This window comes from Shinella agrisoli (assembly GCF_046557955.1).
GTDB lineage: Bacteria > Pseudomonadota > Alphaproteobacteria > Rhizobiales > Rhizobiaceae > Shinella.
The window spans coordinates 40,945-57,952 of record NZ_JBJIEP010000027.1; the positions used below are offsets into that span (position 1 = coordinate 40,945).

Consider the following 17,008-nt stretch of genomic DNA (forward strand, 5'->3'; position numbering starts at 1 on the left):
CGGGTTCAGTGCTCGGTGTTCAGCGCATCGACCGCGGGGATCTCGCGCTTGCGGCGGGCCATGTAGTCCTGCAACGCCTCGTCGACGGCCTCGTCGAGTTTGGGCTCCTGGTAGTCATCCAGCAGCTTGCGGGCATATTGCAGGGCGCGGGCGGTGATCTCCTGCGAACCGTCGGCCTGCCACTGTTCGATCGAGTTGTTGTCGAACAGCTTCGGCATGAAGAAGGCGCGCTCGAAATTCGCCTGCGTATGCGGATGGCCGAGATAGTGGCCGCCCGGGCCGACGTCGCGGACCGCCGACAGCGCCTCGTCGAAATCATCCCAGCGCACGCCTTCGGTCATGCGGTAGCCCATGGCGCACATTTCCGCGTCGACGACGAATTTCGCGACCGAGCAATGCATGCCCGCCTCGTTCCAGCCGGCGGAGTGCCAGATGTAGTTGGCGCCGGCATGCAGCACGGCGTTCATGGTCATGGCGCTCTCGTAGCCTGCCTGCGCGTCGAAGGTCTTGGCGCCGCCGAGGAGGTTGGAGGTGCGCCACGGCACGCCGTAGAACCGCGCCATCTGGCCGATCATGAAGTTCATCAGACTGATCTCGGGCGTCCCGGCCATGGGTGCGCCAGACTTCATTGAAACCGTGGAAAGATAGTGACCGTAAATGGCCGGGCACCCCCTGCGGATGACCTGGGTATAGGCGAGGGCGGAAAGGGCTTCGGCATTGAGCTGCGCGACGGCGGGCGCGACCGATGTGGGCGTGTTGGCGCCCCCGAGCACGAAGGGCGAGCAGAGCACCGGCTGGTTGCGCCTGCAGAAGGCGCGCATGGCCGAGAGCATCGTCTCGTCCCAGACCAGCGGTGAGTTGCCGTTGCAGTTTCCGGTGACGACAGGCGTTTCCTCCATGGTCTCGGCGCCGAATAGGATCTCGCACATGTCCATGACATCCTCGGCGTTCTTGCCCGACGTCGTCATGCCCATGAAGGTCTTGTCGGAATATTTCATCGACGAGTAGGTGATGGCGAGGTGCCGGTGGCTGACCACGATGTCCATGGGTTCCACGATATGGTGCGCGGTCGAATGGAGCGCCGGCGACATGTGCGCCAGCTTGTGGAACATGTTGAGGTCGGCGATCGTCGGCCAGCGCCGGACGTCATGGAGGTCGCGGATGAAGGGCGCCCCGGTCATCGGTACGAAGATCGAATGCTTGCCGCCGAAAGGAAGACTGCGTTCCGGGTTGCGGGCGCGGTAGGTCCAGCCGGCGGGGATCGTCGAGATCAGCTCGCGGATGAGGGCGCGGTCGAGATGCACGCGCTCGCCGCGCACGTCGGCGCCCGCCCGCTTCCAGTCTTCCAGCGCGATCGGATCTCGGAAGACGACGCCGACCTCTTCGAGGATGGACATCGACGCGTCGTCGATGCGCGCGACATGTTCCGCGTCCATGAGCTCCGTGACCGGCAGGCCGCGGTGAAGCGACGGCAGCATCGCGAAATCTGGCGCCGTGCGGCGGCTGCGCCGCGCGTCGCGTCCCCCGTGTCGGCTCTGCCGGACTGCCACATCGTTCATAGGGCTTTCCTCCTGATGGTTCCAACAAGGTATGAGGGCTTAGAAAAACGACGGTTCCGCCGCGTGCGCGCTACTCCCGGCGCGCCTGCCATTCCCGCCATTTGAGGTAGAGGTTCGCCCCGATTTGCGCGAAAGGGGCGGGGGCGAGCTTCGCCGGCTCCCCCTCGGCGAGGAAATGGGCCGAGATTTCCGAGGGCTTGCCCGCGGCAAGGTCAGCGGCGCCGATCCCCGTCAGGGTGCTGCGCACCGTTCCGAGGCCGTTGTCGCAGCAGGCGGAAAAAAGACCCGGTTCCAGCTCGCGCATGACAGCGACGCCGTTCAAACTGAGGCAGAGGTGGCCGGCCCAGCTGTATTCCATCGGCACATCGGCGATCGAGGGAAACCGGTCGGCAAACTTCCGGCGGTGGATGCGCGCCGTGCGGGCGAGCGCGGCCTCCGAGGGTATCATGCCCGGCACGAAGCTGGCGCAGGTGCGCGTGATGATGCGGTTGCCGCCCTGGGCGGTATCGATCCGCCGCATGGTCGTTCCCATCGGGTCGGAGGGCGTGATGCCCCAGCGCGGATGGCCGCCGAGCTTTGCCAGCGTGTTCCTGTCGAGATCGACGGTCATCGAGGCGTAAAGGAAGATGTGCATCAGCCGCCCGCGCTTGAAGCCGAAGCTTTCGAGGTGGCCGTTGTTGGAAAGGATCACCTTGGCGGCGGCGACCTTGCCGCGTGTCGTCGCCAGCTCCCAGCTCTGCCCGGTCTGGGCGATGCGTGCCACGGGCGATTCTTCGAAAATGTAAACGCCCGCCCTGCGCAGGCTCGCGCCGACGGACCGGATATAGCCGGCGGGCTGAAGCATGACGGTGCCGGGCGTATAAAGGCCCGAGATATAATGCCGGCTGCCGGTCACCTCGAACATCGCCTTCTCATCGAGCATTTCGCTGGATTCGCCGAGATGGCCGAGATGGGCCGCATAGCTGCGGTTCAATTCGTGGGCCGTAGTGCTTGCGGCGCCGTTGATCTTGCCTGCCGGATCGAACCAGGCCGGATCGATCCCGTATTCCTCGACCGCCGAGCGGGCGAAGGCGATGGCCGCCCGGTTGAGGGCGATGGTCTTCCGGTCGGCAGCGACGCCCTTGCCGGCATAGTCCTCAGAGGACAGGTCGTGCGGAAGGTCGATCATGAAGCCGGAGTTGCGGCCGGATGCGCCTTCCGCCAGCCGGCCGGCTTCGAGCACCGCGATGCGGGTGCTGGGATCGATCTGGTGTAGCCGGCGGGCGGCGGAGAGGCCGGCGAAGCCGCCGCCTACGATGGCGACGTCGACGGAAAGATTTTCGTCAAGCCTGACCGGCGGCGCCTGATTGGGAAGGATCGCGCTCCAGGCCGCCGGCCCGCGATGGACCGGCAGCCTTTCGGCCTTGAGGTTGATCAAGACACGGCCTCGTCCACGTCGTCGGTGAGGTCGATCCAGATCGTCTTGATGCGCGTATACTGGTCGTGGGCGTGGATGCCGTTGTCACGGCCGCCGAAGCCGGACGACTTGAAGCCGCCGAAGGGCGTCGTGATGTCGCCCTCGCCGAAGCAGTTCACGGTCACGGTGCCGGCGCGGATGGCGCGGGCGCCGCGGATCGCCCGCTTGGCATTAGCGGTGTAGATCGACGCCGCAAGGCCGTATTCGGTGTCGTTGGCGAGCGCGATCGCCTCCTCGTAGCTGTCGACGGTAAGCACCGTCAGGATCGGCCCGAAGATTTCCTCGCGCACCGCCTTTGCCTCGCGGTCGGCGATGTCGATGATGGTCGGCTCGACGAAGCCGTCCTTGGCTTTGCCGCCGAGCACGACCTTCTGGCCCTTTTCGAGATAGGAGCTGACCTTCTCGAAATGCGCCTTCGAGACGAGCGCGCCGACGCGGTTTTCCGGGTTGAGCGGATCGCCCATCGGCCATTCGCGGGCATGGGCGACCATGCGCTTCAGGAGCTCGTCCTTCACGCCGCGCTGGACGATCAGGCGCGAAGAGGCCGAGCAGTTCTCGCCCATGTTCCAGAAGGCACCGTTGACGAGGTGCGCGGCCACCCGGTCGAGGTTTTCCGCATCGTCGAGAACGACAGCCGGGTTCTTGCCGCCCATTTCGAGCGTGACTTCCTTGAGATTGGAGTCGGCCGAGTAGCGCGGGAAGCGGCGCCCGGTCTCGGTGGAACCGGTGAAGGAGACCATGTCGACGTCCATGTGCTTGCCGAGCGGCTCGCCGACATCCGCGCCGCCGCCGGGAAGCACGTTGAACACGCCGGCCGGGATGCCGGCCTCCATGGCGAGTTCCGCAACGCGCAGCGCCGTCAATGTCGTTTCCTTGGCCGGCTTGACGATGACCGAGTTGCCGGCCGCCAGGGCAGGGCCGATCTTCCAGGCGAGCATGAGGAGCGGGAAATTCCACGGCAGCACGAGGCCGACGACGCCGACCGGCTCGCGCACGATCATGGCGATGTGATTGTCGGAGGCCGGCGAGACCTGGTCGTAGATCTTGTCGATCAGTTCGGCATGCCAGGTGAGGCAATGGATCGTCTCGGGAACGTCGACGTTCTCGCAGTCGTAGATCGTCTTGCCGCTGTCGAGGCTTTCGAGGACGGCAAGCTCACGGGCATTGCGTTTCATCAGCTTGGTGAGGCGGATGAGGATTTCCTTGCGTGTGGAGGGATGAAGCCGCGACCAGCGGCCGTCCTCGAAGGCGTCGCGCGCCTTGGCGACGGCGAAGTCCACGTCCTCGGGGCCGCAGGCCGCCACTTTCGCGAGGACCTTTCCGGTAGCCGGATTGATCGTCTCGAACGTCTTGCCGGAGATGGCGGGCCGGAAGCTGCCGTCGATGAAGGCCTGCGTCGGAAAATCGAGGCCAGCGGCGATTGCCTTGTATTCGTCATGTGTCAGAAGATCGCCCATATCACGCCTCCGCTTCGATTTCCGCGATCGTGCGCTTCAGGACACGCACCACCTGTTCCAGCTGCCGCATGTCGTCCTTGTTCAAGGGTTTGAGCGGCGGGCGCGGCGGGCCGGCGACGAGGCCGTCCATCTCGCAGCCGTATTTGATGCACTGGATGAACTTGCCGCCCTGTTCGAGCACGCGCATCAGCGGCATCAGCGCCGACATGATCCGGCGACCCTTCGAAAAGTTGCCGTCGAGAACGCAGGCCTTGTAGAGCGCGATGTGCTCCTTCGGCAGGAAGTTGGAGCCGCCGCAGACCCAGCTCCTCGCGCCCCAGGCGAAGAATTCCAGCGCCTGGTCGTCCATGCCGCAGGACATCTGGATATGGGGATAGTCGCGGGCGAGCAGATGCACGCGGTTGATGTCGCCGGAGCTTTCCTTGATGGCGCGGAAATTCCGGCTGCGGCCGACGCGATCGAGGAATTCCTCGCCCATGTTGATGCCCATGCGGCCGGGATAGTTGTAGAGCATGATCGGCAGGTCGGCGGCGCGGTCGATCGCCAGGGCATTCAGCGCGTTCTCCCGCTCGGTGGGGACCGAATAGGGCGGCGAACCGACCAGGATCGCGGATGCGCCGATCTTCGCCGCCGTCTCGGCCATGATGAGGGAGTCTTCCAGGCGGATGGCGACGGTGCCGACGACGAGCGGCACGCGGTCGCCGATGACGTCCTTCGCCAACTTCGCCATCTCCACGCGCTCGTCCATCGACTGGGCGTAATATTCGCCGGTCGAGCCCCCATTGATGAGGCCGTGAACGCCGGAGGCGATCAGATGCTCGATCATCCGGGCGAACGCGTCCCGGTCGATCGAGCCGTCGTCGCGATGGGGCGTTATGACGGGCGTGTAGATGCCGTCAAAGTTCATGGAATCCTCCTAACCTATGCTGTTGGGGAGACGGCCGAGAGGCGCGAAGATGCTGCCTGGCGTGACGAAGCTTTCGATCTGCGCGCGCGATAATTCCCAATGCGCGATGGCAAGATCCGCGCAGGCGTCCGCGTCTCCCGCTTCGATGAGCGCGATGAATTCGTCGTGCTGGTCGGCCGCGATGGCGCGCTGGTCGGCCATCTCCGCGTTGCGCGGACTGTAGAAGATCATGCCGATCCGGGTGTGATCGATGAGCAGGCGCCTGAGACTCGGCATCAGGAACTCGTTGTCGGCCATCTCCCCCATGATCGAGTGGAAGCGCTCGTTCGTCAGGGCACGCTGCTCGCCGTCGCCGTCGCGGATGGCGGCGCGGAAGAGAAGCTGCGTATCCTTGAGCCGCATGATCTGGGCGCGGGTCGCGTTCTGTGCGGCAAGGCGCCCGATGGCGGCGTAGACCATCGGTGCGACGATGAAGAAGTTGCGCAGCGTCTTGTGGGTCATCGGGGAGACCTGCGTGCCGCGGTTCTCGTGCAGGACCACATAGCCTTCGCCGGCCAGCTGGCGCAGCACTTCGCGCAGCGGCGGCCGTGAAATCCCGTACTCGTCCGCGAGCTCCATCTCGTCGAGATAGACGCCAGGCGCCAGCGCCTCGGTGAGGATTCGCCGCTTCAGGTCTTCCAAGCAATTCAATTTATTGCGTTTTGCGTCGCCGCTCATAGTGCTTCCTCGCTGTTCATGCGCCGCAATCTTATCTGATTATGTTTGTAGCGCAGTAGAAGACATATTGTCTACAATGAAAATTTGTGTTGTAAGAAGAATAAGACAACAAGTCGGACAGGAGGGTGAATGGCCAGTCAGCCGCAAGACGCAGTGATCCGCTGTGAGGGAATCTGGAAGGTTTTCGGAGGCAATCCGAAGGAGGCGATACGCGCCATTCAGGCGGGCGGCCTGACCAAGGAGGATATCCGCGACAGGCTCGACTGCGTCGTGGGCGTGCGCGACGCCACCTTCTCCGTCGCGCGAGGCGAGATCTTCTGCATCATGGGCCTGTCGGGCTCCGGCAAGTCGACGCTGATCCGCCATATCAACCGGCTCATCGAGCCGACGCAGGGCGCCGTCTACATCGAGGGACGCAATGTCAACGAGATGGGTGCCAAGGAACTGCGGGCGGTCCGGGCCGAGAAGATCGGCATGGTCTTCCAGAACATGGCCCTCATGCCGCACCGCAATGTGCGCGACAACGTCGCCTTCGCGCTGGAAGTGCGCGGCGTGCCGGAGGAAAAGCGGCGCGAGGTGGCCCGCAGGGCCATCGAGGCCGTCGAGCTCACCGGCTGGGACCACAAATATCCCGACGAGCTGTCCGGCGGCATGCAGCAGCGTGTCGGCCTCGCCCGCGCCATCGCGGCGGACCCGACGATCCTGCTCATGGACGAGCCCTTCTCTGCGCTCGATCCGCTGATCCGCCGGCAGTTGCAGGGCACCTTCATGGAGCTCTCCGCCGAGCTGCACAAGACGACGATCTTCATCACGCACGACCTCGAGGAGGCCATCCGCATCGGCGACCGCATCGCCATCATGAAGGACGGCGTGCTTGTCCAGATCGGCACGCCGGAGCAGATCGTCACCGAGCCGGCCGACGACTACGTCGCCGAATTCGTCGGCGGCATTTCCAAGCTCGATCTGGTGACGGCGGCCCGCATCATGCAGCCGCTGGCGTCCTATCGGCAGGCGGGCGGCATGGCCGATACCACGGGATGGCCGGTCGCGGCCCCGGGCGACAAGCTGAACACCCTCGTGGACCTGGCGGTCGGAACGGACCATCCGATCCTGATCGTCGCCGACGGCGCGCCCGTCGGCGTCGTCACGAAACGCGTTTTGCTGCGCGGCATCCAGGGGCGCGAGGAGACAACCCAACCGCAAGCGGAGGCCGTCTGATGGACAGTGGTTTCAATTGGCTCGACCCCTTCACCTCCATCGATCTCGGCATCGGTGAATGGGCTGACGGCATCAAGGGCTGGGCGATGGCGAACCGTTCTCTGATCCAGCCGCTGAAGACGTTCTTCGAGGGCGTGATCGTACGGATCGAGAGCACGCTCCAGGCCGTGCCGCCCCTGGTCATGCTGATCCTTCTGACGCTGATCGCCTGGCAGGCCGCAGGCCGCCGCGTGGCGCTGCTGGTGTTCTGTTGCCTCATCGTCCTCGGCCTGCTCGATCCGACCGCCTGGGCGCTGGCGATGACGACGCTCGCCATCGTGATCTCGTCGGTGATCCTCTGCGTGCTGATCGGCCTGCCGCTCGGTATTCTCGCCGGCAAGAGCGACCGCTTCGAGCAGGCGATCCGCCCCGTCCTCGATACGATGCAGACGATCCCGGCCTTCGTCTACCTGGTGCCCGTCGTCATGATGATCGGCATCGGCAACGTCTCGGGCGTCATCGTCACCATCGTCTTCGCCCTGCCGCCGCTGGTGCGCCTGACCTCGCTCGGCATCCGCACGGTCAACGCCAATGTGGTGGAGGCCGCGCGCGCCTTTGGTGCCACGCCCCGGCAGATCCTCTTCAAGGTCGAGCTGCCGCTGGCGACGCCCACCATTCTTGCCGGCCTCAACCAGACGATCATGCTCTCGCTCTCCATGGTGGTCATCGCCTCGATGATCTCGGTCAAGGGCCTCGGCAACGAGGTGCTGCGCGCCATGGGGCGCCTCGATGCCGGCAAGGCCATCGTCGGCGGCCTCGGCATCGTGATGCTCGCCATCGTGCTCGACCGCATCACGCAGGGCCTCGGCCGCTCCGGGCGCGAGCGCGGGCATCGCCACTGGTGGCAGACGGGGCCGGTCGGGCTCGTCGCGAACCTCTTCCATAAGCAAGCCTAAAGAAAACCAACCTCAGAGGAGAACGCATATGAAATTCCTTTCCGTGACGACGGCTCTCGTGCTGTCGCTTTCCGCAACCTCCCTCTTCGCCAACGACAAGCCGGGCGAAGGCGTGACCGTCCGCCCCGTCGTGCAGCCGGTGCTTGAGGAGCTGTTCCAGGCGCGCATCGTCGACCGCGCGTTGAAGGACCTTGGCTATACGGTCGCCGAGCCGCAGGAGGTCATCGCCCAGACGGCGCATCTTGCTGTCGGCACGGGCGATGCCGACTATTTCACCAACAGCTGGGACCAGCTCCACGATACCTTCTTCAAGGAAGCGGGCGGGCCCGACGTCATGAGCAAGGTCGGCACGCTGGTCGAGGGGGCGCTTCAGGGTTATCTCGTCGACAAGGCGAGCTATGACGCCGGGGTCAAGAACCTCGGCGATTTCAAGGACCCTGAAGTCGCCAAGAAGTTCGATGCCGACGGCGACGGCAAGGCGGATCTCGCCGGCTGCGTGCCCGGCTGGGGTTGCGAGCGGGTGATCGAGCACGCGCTGACCGAATACGGCCTGCGCGACACGATCACGCACAACCAGGGCGAATACAACGCCATCATCGCCGACACGATCGCCCGGGTGAAGAACGGCCAGCCGGTGCTTTATTTCACCTGGACACCCTATTGGGTCTCGGGTGCGCTGGTTCCCGGCAAGGATGTCGAGTGGCTGAGCGTGCCCTATACCTCGCTGCCCGACGGCGCCACGGGCAATACCGAGTTCGGCGGCAAGAACCTCGGCTTTGCGGTCGACAACCTGCGCATCATCGCCCGCAACGATTTCCTGAAGGCCAATCCGGCGGCGGCCAAGCTGTTCGAGGTCGCGAAGATCGACATCAACGACATCTCGGCCGAGAACAAGCAGATCGCCGACGGCGAGAAGAACTCGGCCGACATCGACCGGCATGTCGATACCTGGATCAAGGACCACCAGGCCGAATACGACAGCTGGCTGGCGGCAGCCCGCGACGCAGCGAAATGATCTCAAAGGCGGGCCGCCCTCGGGCGGCCCGCAACTTGCCGGGTATCTGGATCATGCCAGGCGATCCGGCTGATCGAGGAGAATCTCGAAACGCCGCTGACGAGCTGCGAGCTTGCCAAAAGGCTCGGCATCGGACGCTACCTCGACATCGCATTTCTCGCGGGTCTACCGCGATCATTTCGGCAGATCGCCGGTCAGCCAGCGATCCGTTCTCAACTGACAACCGGCCCAACATCCGGAAGGAAACCATGGAAAGATTTCGGGGGAAGGCGGCACTTGTCACGGGCGCTGCCGGCGGGATCGGCGCCGCGATCGTGCGCCGGTTGCGCGCCGAGGGAGCGACCGTCGCCGTTGCGGACCGGGACGTTTGCGGCATCGAGGCGGAGGCGCATCTTGCCGGCGACCTGCTGGATCCGGCCTATGCCGACGGCCTGCCCGGGGCTGCTTTCGAACTGCTCGGCGCGCTCGACATCGTCGTCAACAATGCCGGCGTCATCACGCGCGGTGCGGTGACGGAGACGACCGATGCCGACTGGACGCTCTCCGTCGGCGTCAATGTCGAGGCGCCCTTCCGCGTCTGCCGCGCCGCCATCCCGATCCTGGCGCATGCGGGCGGCGGCGCGATCGTCAATGTCTCGTCGTGCTGGGGCGTCCGCCCGGGGCCGAACCACGCGGTCTACTGCATGACCAAGGCGGCGGTCGCCTCGCTGACGCAGTGCATGGGCATGGATCACGCGCGCCAGAACATCCGTGTGAACGCGGTGTGCCCCAACGAGGTGAACACGCCCATGCTGCGCACGGGCTTTGCCAAGCGCGGCTTCGATCCGGACACCGCCGTCGCCGAACTCGGCAAGACCGTGCCGCTCGGCCGCATCGCGGAGCCGGAGGACATCGCCGACGTGGTCCTGTTCCTGGTCTCGGACGCCGCGCGCTACATGTGCGGCGCGCTGGTCGAAGTCAACGGAGGAAAGCCGGTAGGATGACCCGATTCGATGGAAAGGTAGCCCTGGTAACGGGCGGGCGGAGCGGCATCGGCCAGGCGATCGCCCGAAGGTTCCGTAGCGAGGGCGCGCGTGTCTTCACCGCGCAGCGCGGCGAGGATCGGGAATTCGAGGCTATTCCCGCCGATTTCACCGATCCGGCAAGCGCGGCCGGCGCGGTTGCTGCGGTGGTGGCGCGAGCCGGACGGCTCGATGTGCTCGTCAACAATGCCGGCGTCATGCAGGAAGCCTTCGTCGAGGACATGGCGCTTGCGGACTTCGAGCGCACGCTCGCCGTCAACCTCACCTCGCCCTTCATGCTGATCAAGGCGGCGCTGCCCTCCCTGCGCAAGACCGGCGGCGCCATCGTCAATGTCGGCTCGATCGAAGGCCTCGGCTCCAACCCGAGGCACGCGGCCTACTGCGCCTCCAAGGCCGGCCTGCACGGGTTGACGCGGGCGGTGGCGGTCGACCACGGTGCCGAGGGCGTGCGCTGCAACGCGGTTGCCCCCGGCTGGATCGACACGGACCTCAATATAGACTTCATCGAAAGCATGCCTGATCCGGACGGTTTCCGCCGGACCATCGGCAAGATCCATCCCGTCGGACGCACCGGGAAGCCCGAGGAGGTGGCGAGCCTCGTCGCGTGGCTCGCCTCGGACGAGGCCGCTTTCGTCACGGGGCAGGTCTGGGCCGTCGACGGCGGGCGGATGGCGAAGCTCAGCCTTCCATAGCGGCAGCGGAAGGCCCACCTTCCCGCGCCAACAGGGCGGGTGGACCCGTGAAACCCTCGGCGTCAGGCTTCCACGCTCACGCGTCCGATGGGCTTGGAGCAGCAGGCGAGGATATAGTTGTCCTCGATGTCCTCGTCGGTGATGCCTCCGTTGTGCACCATATGGACCTGGCCTTCGGTCTTGCGAATCCTGCAGGTGCCGCAGATGCCCATCGAACACCCGGAGGGGATCACCAGTCCTGCGGCCTTCGCAGCCGCCAGGATCGTGTCCGTCTCGTTGCATTTCGCCGTGATGCCGGAGAATGCGAACTCGATTTCTGCCTGGTTCTGCGCATCGGGCAGCACGTCCTCGGAAACGTCTTCGGCATGGGCGGGTTCGGCGCTGAAGCTTTCCTGATGATAGCGGTTCATGTCGTAGCCGAGGCCGGCAAGCGCCTCGCGCACCGCCCGCATGAAGGGTTCCGGACCGCAGCAGAAAACCTCGCGGTCGAGATAGTCCTGCGCCATCAGGCCCAGCATGATCTGATTGAACATGCCCCGGTAGCCCGTCCAGGACCGGAAGGGGTCCGGTTCTTCCACCACCCATTTCAGGTCGATGCCGACGATGCGCGAGGCCATGAGCTCCATCCTGTCGCGCAGGATGATGTCGGAGGGGCGGCGCGCGCAGTTGATGAAGACGATGTCCGGCTCCCGGCCGGAATCGTAGAGCCATGTGGTCATGGCCACCATCGGGGTGATGCCTGAGCCGGCCGAGATGAAGAGGTATTTTTCCGCCGGATGATGGACGATCGAGAATTTGCCGGCCGGCCCGATCGCCCTGATGCGCATGCCCTTGTGCAGGTTGTCCAGCATCCAGCGGGTGCCGAGGGAGGCTGCCTGCGCCTTGACGGTGACTGTCAGGGCCGTGGGCCGGGAAGGAGAGGATGAAATCGTATAGGTGCGGTAGAGCGGCCCGCCGGGAACGGGCAGTTCCAGCGTGACGAACTGCCCCGGATCGTGGTTGAACAGCGCGCCCGACGGGCTCTGGAAGCTGAAGGTCACGACATTCGGCGCTTCCGGCGTGCGCGTGACGCATTCGAGCATTTCCGCGTCGGTCCAGAAGGAAAGGTTCCTGAAAGCGCTCATCCGCTTACTCCGCGGCATGCCGCATCGGAACCAGAGACCGTTCGAGCCAGGTGGCATACCAATCAACGAACTGGATGACGCCGCTTTCCTGGTTCGGCGAATAGGGGCCGGGGACATAGCCGGGTGAGAGAATGCCCTGCTGGTTGGTCTCGACGATCTCACGGTCCTCGTCGTTGGTGGCGATCCAGACCTCGGTCAGGCGCTTCAGATCGTAGTCGACGCCTTCGACGGCATCCTTGTGCACGAGCCAGGTCGTGGTGACTTCCGTCTCCATCGGGCCGATCGGCGTCACCCGGAAGGTCAGCGAATGATCGGGCAGGAAATGGTTCCATGTGCTCGGATAATGGAACTTCAGGAGCGTGCCCGCATCGGGCAGGCGCACGCGGCCGAGGTTCTTGCTCACGGCGGCCTTGCCGTCCATCGTGTAGCTCAGCGCCTTTTCCTGCAGGGGCATGCGCGCCAGGCGATATTGGCCGTCTTCGGAAATCCTGAACTGCGCGGGCGCGCCGGATGCCTCGCAGCGGTCGAAATGGGCCTGGAGGACGTCCGAGACCGATCCGTCCGGCGAGACGCCGGCGACGTTCGGGTCGAGCGGAAAGGAACGGCAAAGGGCAGGGTGGTTGCTGCTACAGTGATAGCATTCCCGATTGTTCTCCCACACGAGCTTCCAGTTCGCCTTTTCCACGATGGTCGAGGTATGGGCGACCTTGGCGTCGTTGAGGTCGTGGATCGCGAGATAGGGACGGGCCAGTTGCGCGAAGGCCTCGAAATCCGGCGGCGCCTGCGACAGACAGATATAGATCAGCCCTTCGAGGTTGCGCAGGTTGACCGGTTTGAGGCCGTGCCTGGAGGCATCGAAATCCGGGCCCATGTCGTTTGCCCAGAGCAGCTTGCCGTCGAGCTCGTAGGTCCATTGATGATAGGGACAGACGAGCTTGGCCACCTGTCCCTGCCTTGCCTTGCAGATCAGCGAGCCGCGGTGGCGGCAGGAATTGTGGAAGGCGCGGATTTCGCCATCGCGGCCGCGCACGATGATCACCTCATAGGCACCGACGCGCATCGTGACGTAGCTTCCGGCCTTCGCAAGCTGGCACGCCGGCACGGCATAAAGCCATTCCTTGTAGAAGAGATGCTCCAGATCGAGATCGTAGATGGCTGGAGAGGTGTAGAAGGGCTGTTCGAGGGCATGGCCTGGAATGCGGCGGGCCAGCAGGTCATGGATGGAAGACGAGAAGGCTGTCATAGGAGGACTCCACATTCGACACGTTCATCTGAGGAGAATTGTTATTGCGGCAAACCCAATTGACAACGGCACTTTTTTTGATGTGAGATTAGATGAACTAATGCCAAAGCCTGCGATCGGGCACACTCTAAAGGCTGCCTCATGCCCCGGCCATATGATCTTCCTTCCCTGACTGCCCTTGCCTGCTTCGAGGCCGCAGCGCGAAAGGCGAGCTTCAAGGACGCCGCCCAGGAAATGAACGTGACGCCGGCGGCCGTCAGCCATCAGATAAAGGCGCTGGAGACGGATCTCGGGTGCAGCCTCTTCGTCCGTCGCAGCCGCGGCGTCGAGCTGACGGAGAAGGGGGCTTTCCTGTTCCTCTCGATCCGGCGTGGCTTCGAGGCGATATCGGATACCGTCGCGCAGATCCGCGACCGCCGCGAAACCGTCGACGTGACGATCCGCACGACGACGGCGGTGAGTTCGCTCTGGCTCACGCCGAAGATCTCCGCCTTCTGGAAAATCTATCCGGCCGTCACCGTCTCCCAGATTACCAGCGATGTTCCCGGCGTAAGCGGTCCCTGCGACCTGAGCATCCACTATGGAGACCCGGACGAGAACGGCGTCGAGCACCGCATCCTCTTTCAGGACCGCATCGTGGCGATGGGGACGTCAGCATTCGCCGCTCAGTATCGCATCACGAGCGTCGAGGACCTGCTCAAGGTGCCGCTCATTCACATGAGCAACGAGGAGAACGGCTGGACGACCTGGGCGGATTGGTTTCAGGCGCTGGGGCGAGGGGCGCCGAAGGGCCGCAGTTTCTACGTGAACAACTACATGATCGCGCTTCAGGCCGCCCAAGACGATGTGGGAGCGGTGCTGGGCTGGGACGGGCTGGTGAAAGGGGTGATGGACGCCGGGCGGCTCGTGCCTCTCGTGCCCGAGACCGTTGCCTCGCCTGTGCCGTTCCATCTGAAAATCCATGCGAAGGCGACCGCTCAGTCGCGCTTGTTCGCCGATTGGCTTGTCAGGACCACGTAGGCCGAAGGCCGGTATTCGGCGCGATGTGCTCGCCGCGCATCGCGCCGATACTTGCGGCGCGCCTTGGCACGCCGTAGGCACACCGGTCAGAGGGCAGCCTCGATCTTGGCTGCGGCTTCGGAGGAGACCCACTGCTTCCAGATGTCAGGATTTTCCTCAAGGAAATGCTTGGCGCCCAACTCGCCGGTCGCCTGGTTGTCGGTCATCCAGGCCATCAGCTTGTTGATGGTGTCGTTGCTGAAGGAGCGCTTGTTCAGATAGTCCATGACCTGCGGGCCGGCCTTTTCGGAGAACGGCTTGGCAACGAGCGTCACGATCGTATCGACAGGCCAGGCGCTCGGCTTGGGGTCCGGGCAATCCGCGACGGTATTGCAGCGCTTCCATTCCGCTTCGTCATACGGCACGCCCGCTTCCAGCTGCACCATCTCGTATTTGCCGAGAAGGGCGGTCGGCGCCCAATAGTAGCCGACCCAGGGCTGCTCACGCTCGTAGGCCTTGGCGATCGCCCCGTCCAGACCGGCAGCGGAGCCGGTGTCGATGAGGGTCCAGCCAGCCTTTTCGGCCTCGAAGGCCTTGTAGAGCTGTGCCGTCACGACCGTGCCGCCCCAGCCCTGCGGGCCGTTGTAGATCGCTCCTTTGCCCGGATCCTCCGGATCGGGGAAGAGTTCGGGATGCTTCAGAACGTCCGGAATGGTTTTGATGTCGGGATGCGCGTCGGCGAAGTATTTCGGGATCCACCAGCCCTGGATGCCGCCATCGGGAAGAGGGGAGCCGACCTGGATGATCCTGCCTTCGTCGGTACCCTTCTTGACGACATCGGGAAGCAGGTCGATCCAGGCCTCGGGCGCGATGTCGGGCTGGCCTTTCTCGGCCATCGACGTGATGGTCGGAACGGTGTCGCCGATGGTGATCTCGGCGTTGCAGCCATAACCCGCGTTGAGGATGAACTTGTCGAGGTTGGAGATCACTTCCGCGCTTTGCCAGTTCATGCTGGCGATCGTGACGTCTCCGCAGTCTGCGGCATGGGCGGAAGACGATACGGCGAGAGTGCCGAAGATCAGGCATGTCGATGCAAGCAGGCTCTTCATTGTTGTTCCCTCTGTTGTGCGGCAGATGTTCTAGGGGCGGGGCGCCGCAAAGCCCGCCCTGACGGAGCTAGGAGGTTTCTCCCATGCGTACCGATTTCTCGAATGCGGCGGTCAGTCCGCGCATAACGGCGGTGCCGAAGCCCGCCTTGATCATTTCCTCGATCGCGGCCGCCGTGGTGCCGCGATAGTCGAGGAACGTCTTGACCGTCTCGGTGGGACAGTCGTCACGCTGTTCCAGCAGGCGGCCGGCGCCGACGAGAACCGCATTGACCGCGCGCCGGGCGACCTGGCGGTCCAGGCCGTGTGCGACGGCGTCGCTCATCATCGCTTCGGCAAGCAGCGCCGGAAAGGCGGGGCCGGAGCCCGTAAGGCCGGTGAGGTAGTCGATCTCCCCTTCCGTCCCAACCTCATCCTGAAAGCCGCAGGCATCGAAGATCGTCCGTACGACAGCCCGGTCCGCTTCGCCGGCATCGGCAGCGGCGACCCATGGCGTGTAGGATTTGCGCACCTCGGCGAAGGCATTCGGCAGGGAACGCACCACGCGCCGGGTCTGGTGGCGTTCGCAAAGCACATCCAGCCGGATGCCCGCCATGACGGAGACGACGAGCTTGCCCGCGGCATTGACCTTCAGGTCCGGCCAGTCGGCCGGGCGGACGGAGAGAATGATAACGTCCGAGCGATCGGCAAGGGCCTGGTTGTCCGATGTCCAGAAGGCGCCCGGAAAGCGACCCGGATGTGCCCTGCGATAGGAAAGGGACAGGTCTTGAGGCTCGACGACGCGCGTGTCGAGCAACGCTCCGGCGATGGCTCCGCCGAGCCAGCCGGCGCCGCCGATCACGCCGATCCTCAACCCCTTGCCTGTTTCCACCTTGCCCTCACTCCGGTTTGTAGCCATGCCGCGCGAAGAAGCGGTCGAGCTCCCTCTGCTGGGGGATCTGGCCGGTATAGATCGCGATGTATTCGGGGATGCGCTTCATGCGGAGCGCCAGGTCCTCCTTGGACTGCATCGAGATGTATCCGATCTGGACCAGGTAGGTCGTTCGCGCGCGAACGTCCGCGGGACCCTCCTCATAGCCGAACCGCATGAACATGCGGCAGAGGGCTTCCATCCTCACCTGATCGGCCTGCTGCACCTCGGCCAGAATCTCGGGCGATTGCAGCGCCCAGCTGCGGACCGCAAACTCGAACTGGGAATCGAACAGCTCCTTGTTCACCCAGCAGTCGAAGACGTTCAGCATCGCTTCGGCAAGCGATTCCGCGTAGGCTTCCGACTGCTTCACGAGGTTGCCCGTGTTCTTCTCCCTCCAGCGCGAGACGAGCGCACTCAACAGTTCCTCCCGGTCCTTGAAGAACCAATAGAAACTGGTCCGGGAGAGGTTGAGCCGTTTTGCGAGCGGCAGGATCTTCACCGAGTCCACCCCGGATTCGAGCAGGGCCTCGTAGGCCGCCTCGAGCCAACCCTCGGGAGAACCCCGCCAGCCGCTGTCGCTTATCGCCTGTTCCATGATTATCTCCTAACAAATCCGACACGCCGCGACAAGAAAAATGTACATAG

Annotated in this window: 16 protein-coding genes; 6 read left to right on the forward strand and 10 right to left on the reverse strand. The window is 64.4% G+C overall.

Annotated features, from left to right (window positions below; all coding sequences use genetic code 11):
- Positions 1–5: 5 nt before the first annotated feature.
- The 5 genes from ACIIOY_RS22820 to ACIIOY_RS22840 all read right to left on the reverse strand — a co-directional run bounded on the left by ACIIOY_RS22820 (position 6) and on the right by ACIIOY_RS22840 (position 6,096).
- On the reverse strand, positions 6–1,559 hold the full coding sequence (locus tag ACIIOY_RS22820; protein WP_411036970.1) for a trimethylamine methyltransferase family protein: 1,554 nt from the start codon (positions 1,557–1,559) through the stop codon (positions 6–8).
- Between the two features lie 70 nt (positions 1,560–1,629).
- Positions 1,630–2,976, reverse strand: a complete 1,347-nt coding sequence (locus tag ACIIOY_RS22825) for an NAD(P)/FAD-dependent oxidoreductase (RefSeq protein ID WP_411036971.1) — start codon at positions 2,974–2,976, stop codon at positions 1,630–1,632.
- On the reverse strand, positions 2,973–4,472 hold the full coding sequence (locus ACIIOY_RS22830; protein ID WP_411036972.1) for an aldehyde dehydrogenase: 1,500 nt from the start codon (positions 4,470–4,472) through the stop codon (positions 2,973–2,975). Before ACIIOY_RS22830 ends, ACIIOY_RS22825 begins: the two co-directional genes overlap by 4 nt.
- 1 nt (position 4,473) lies before the next feature.
- A complete protein-coding gene (locus tag ACIIOY_RS22835) occupies positions 4,474–5,379 on the reverse strand; it encodes a dihydrodipicolinate synthase family protein (RefSeq protein WP_411036973.1) in 906 nt (301 codons plus the stop codon).
- A 9-nt stretch (positions 5,380–5,388) separates the two neighbouring features.
- On the reverse strand, positions 5,389–6,096 hold the full coding sequence (locus ACIIOY_RS22840) for a GntR family transcriptional regulator (RefSeq protein WP_411036974.1): 708 nt from the start codon (positions 6,094–6,096) through the stop codon (positions 5,389–5,391).
- A gap of 129 nt (positions 6,097–6,225) precedes the next feature.
- On the opposite strand from ACIIOY_RS22840, the gene ACIIOY_RS22845 reads away from it, so the two are divergent.
- The 5 genes from ACIIOY_RS22845 (at position 6,226) to ACIIOY_RS22865 (ending at position 10,978) form a co-directional block, all read left to right on the forward strand.
- Positions 6,226–7,314 (forward strand): quaternary amine ABC transporter ATP-binding protein, encoded by a 1,089-nt coding sequence (locus ACIIOY_RS22845; protein ID WP_411036975.1) that lies wholly within the window; start codon positions 6,226–6,228, stop codon positions 7,312–7,314.
- Positions 7,314–8,249: an ABC transporter permease gene (locus ACIIOY_RS22850; RefSeq protein ID WP_411036976.1), complete on the forward strand. Its 936-nt coding sequence runs from the start codon at positions 7,314–7,316 to the stop codon at positions 8,247–8,249. The genes ACIIOY_RS22845 and ACIIOY_RS22850 overlap by 1 nt, the downstream gene beginning before the upstream one ends.
- A 28-nt stretch (positions 8,250–8,277) precedes the next feature.
- Complete coding sequence (gene proX, locus ACIIOY_RS22855) at positions 8,278–9,264, forward strand: glycine betaine/L-proline ABC transporter substrate-binding protein ProX (RefSeq protein WP_411036977.1); 987 nt, start codon at positions 8,278–8,280, stop codon at positions 9,262–9,264.
- A gap of 248 nt (positions 9,265–9,512) precedes the next feature.
- The gene (locus tag ACIIOY_RS22860; RefSeq protein WP_411036978.1) at positions 9,513–10,247 is read left to right on the forward strand and encodes an SDR family NAD(P)-dependent oxidoreductase; all 735 of its coding nucleotides are present in this window, start codon (positions 9,513–9,515) and stop codon (positions 10,245–10,247) included.
- On the forward strand, positions 10,244–10,978 hold the full coding sequence (locus tag ACIIOY_RS22865; RefSeq protein WP_411036979.1) for an SDR family NAD(P)-dependent oxidoreductase: 735 nt from the start codon (positions 10,244–10,246) through the stop codon (positions 10,976–10,978). The genes ACIIOY_RS22860 and ACIIOY_RS22865 overlap by 4 nt, the downstream gene beginning before the upstream one ends.
- A gap of 62 nt (positions 10,979–11,040) precedes the next feature.
- Here ACIIOY_RS22865 and ACIIOY_RS22870 read toward each other — a convergent pair whose 3' ends face one another.
- Positions 11,041–12,102, reverse strand: coding sequence for an FAD-binding oxidoreductase (locus tag ACIIOY_RS22870; protein ID WP_411036980.1), 1,062 nt, complete (start codon positions 12,100–12,102; stop codon positions 11,041–11,043).
- 4 nt (positions 12,103–12,106) lie between these two features.
- Complete coding sequence (locus ACIIOY_RS22875; RefSeq protein WP_411036981.1) at positions 12,107–13,345, reverse strand: aromatic ring-hydroxylating oxygenase subunit alpha; 1,239 nt, start codon at positions 13,343–13,345, stop codon at positions 12,107–12,109.
- Between the two features lie 141 nt (positions 13,346–13,486).
- Here ACIIOY_RS22875 and ACIIOY_RS22880 point away from each other — a divergent pair, with 141 nt between their 5' ends.
- Complete coding sequence (locus ACIIOY_RS22880) at positions 13,487–14,365, forward strand: LysR family transcriptional regulator (protein WP_411036982.1); 879 nt, start codon at positions 13,487–13,489, stop codon at positions 14,363–14,365.
- 86 nt (positions 14,366–14,451) lie between these two features.
- Here the strand turns inward: ACIIOY_RS22880 and ACIIOY_RS22885 are convergent, their stop codons facing one another.
- The 3 genes from ACIIOY_RS22885 to ACIIOY_RS22895 form a co-directional block, all read right to left on the reverse strand.
- Complete coding sequence (locus ACIIOY_RS22885) at positions 14,452–15,453, reverse strand: ABC transporter substrate-binding protein (RefSeq protein WP_411036983.1); 1,002 nt, start codon at positions 15,451–15,453, stop codon at positions 14,452–14,454.
- A gap of 67 nt (positions 15,454–15,520) precedes the next feature.
- Positions 15,521–16,348: a pyrroline-5-carboxylate reductase family protein gene (locus tag ACIIOY_RS22890; RefSeq protein ID WP_411036984.1), complete on the reverse strand. Its 828-nt coding sequence runs from the start codon at positions 16,346–16,348 to the stop codon at positions 15,521–15,523.
- Positions 16,329–16,958 (reverse strand): TetR/AcrR family transcriptional regulator, encoded by a 630-nt coding sequence (locus ACIIOY_RS22895; protein WP_411036985.1) that lies wholly within the window; start codon positions 16,956–16,958, stop codon positions 16,329–16,331. The genes ACIIOY_RS22890 and ACIIOY_RS22895 overlap by 20 nt, the downstream gene beginning before the upstream one ends.
- Positions 16,959–17,008 lie beyond the last annotated feature (50 nt).

What these genes read in the sequence shown, in the direction of transcription:
- ACIIOY_RS22820 (WP_411036970.1), bottom strand. Translation starts at nt 1,559, where the DNA reads ATGAACGATGTGGCAGTCCGGCAGAGCCGACACGGGGGACGCGACGCG.
- ACIIOY_RS22830 (WP_411036972.1), bottom strand. Translation starts at nt 4,472, where the DNA reads ATGGGCGATCTTCTGACACATGACGAATACAAGGCAATCGCCGCTGGC.
- ACIIOY_RS22835 (WP_411036973.1), bottom strand. Translation starts at nt 5,379, where the DNA reads ATGAACTTTGACGGCATCTACACGCCCGTCATAACGCCCCATCGCGAC.
- ACIIOY_RS22840 (WP_411036974.1), bottom strand. Translation starts at nt 6,096, where the DNA reads ATGAGCGGCGACGCAAAACGCAATAAATTGAATTGCTTGGAAGACCTG.
- ACIIOY_RS22845 (WP_411036975.1), top strand. Translation starts at nt 6,226, where the DNA reads ATGGCCAGTCAGCCGCAAGACGCAGTGATCCGCTGTGAGGGAATCTGG.
- ACIIOY_RS22850 (WP_411036976.1), top strand. Translation starts at nt 7,314, where the DNA reads ATGGACAGTGGTTTCAATTGGCTCGACCCCTTCACCTCCATCGATCTC.
- proX (WP_411036977.1), top strand. Translation starts at nt 8,278, where the DNA reads ATGAAATTCCTTTCCGTGACGACGGCTCTCGTGCTGTCGCTTTCCGCA.
- ACIIOY_RS22860 (WP_411036978.1), top strand. Translation starts at nt 9,513, where the DNA reads ATGGAAAGATTTCGGGGGAAGGCGGCACTTGTCACGGGCGCTGCCGGC.
- ACIIOY_RS22865 (WP_411036979.1), top strand. Translation starts at nt 10,244, where the DNA reads ATGACCCGATTCGATGGAAAGGTAGCCCTGGTAACGGGCGGGCGGAGC.
- ACIIOY_RS22870 (WP_411036980.1), bottom strand. Translation starts at nt 12,102, where the DNA reads ATGAGCGCTTTCAGGAACCTTTCCTTCTGGACCGACGCGGAAATGCTC.
- ACIIOY_RS22875 (WP_411036981.1), bottom strand. Translation starts at nt 13,345, where the DNA reads ATGACAGCCTTCTCGTCTTCCATCCATGACCTGCTGGCCCGCCGCATT.
- ACIIOY_RS22880 (WP_411036982.1), top strand. Translation starts at nt 13,487, where the DNA reads ATGCCCCGGCCATATGATCTTCCTTCCCTGACTGCCCTTGCCTGCTTC.
- ACIIOY_RS22885 (WP_411036983.1), bottom strand. Translation starts at nt 15,453, where the DNA reads ATGAAGAGCCTGCTTGCATCGACATGCCTGATCTTCGGCACTCTCGCC.
- ACIIOY_RS22890 (WP_411036984.1), bottom strand. Translation starts at nt 16,348, where the DNA reads ATGGCTACAAACCGGAGTGAGGGCAAGGTGGAAACAGGCAAGGGGTTG.
- ACIIOY_RS22895 (WP_411036985.1), bottom strand. Translation starts at nt 16,958, where the DNA reads ATGGAACAGGCGATAAGCGACAGCGGCTGGCGGGGTTCTCCCGAGGGT.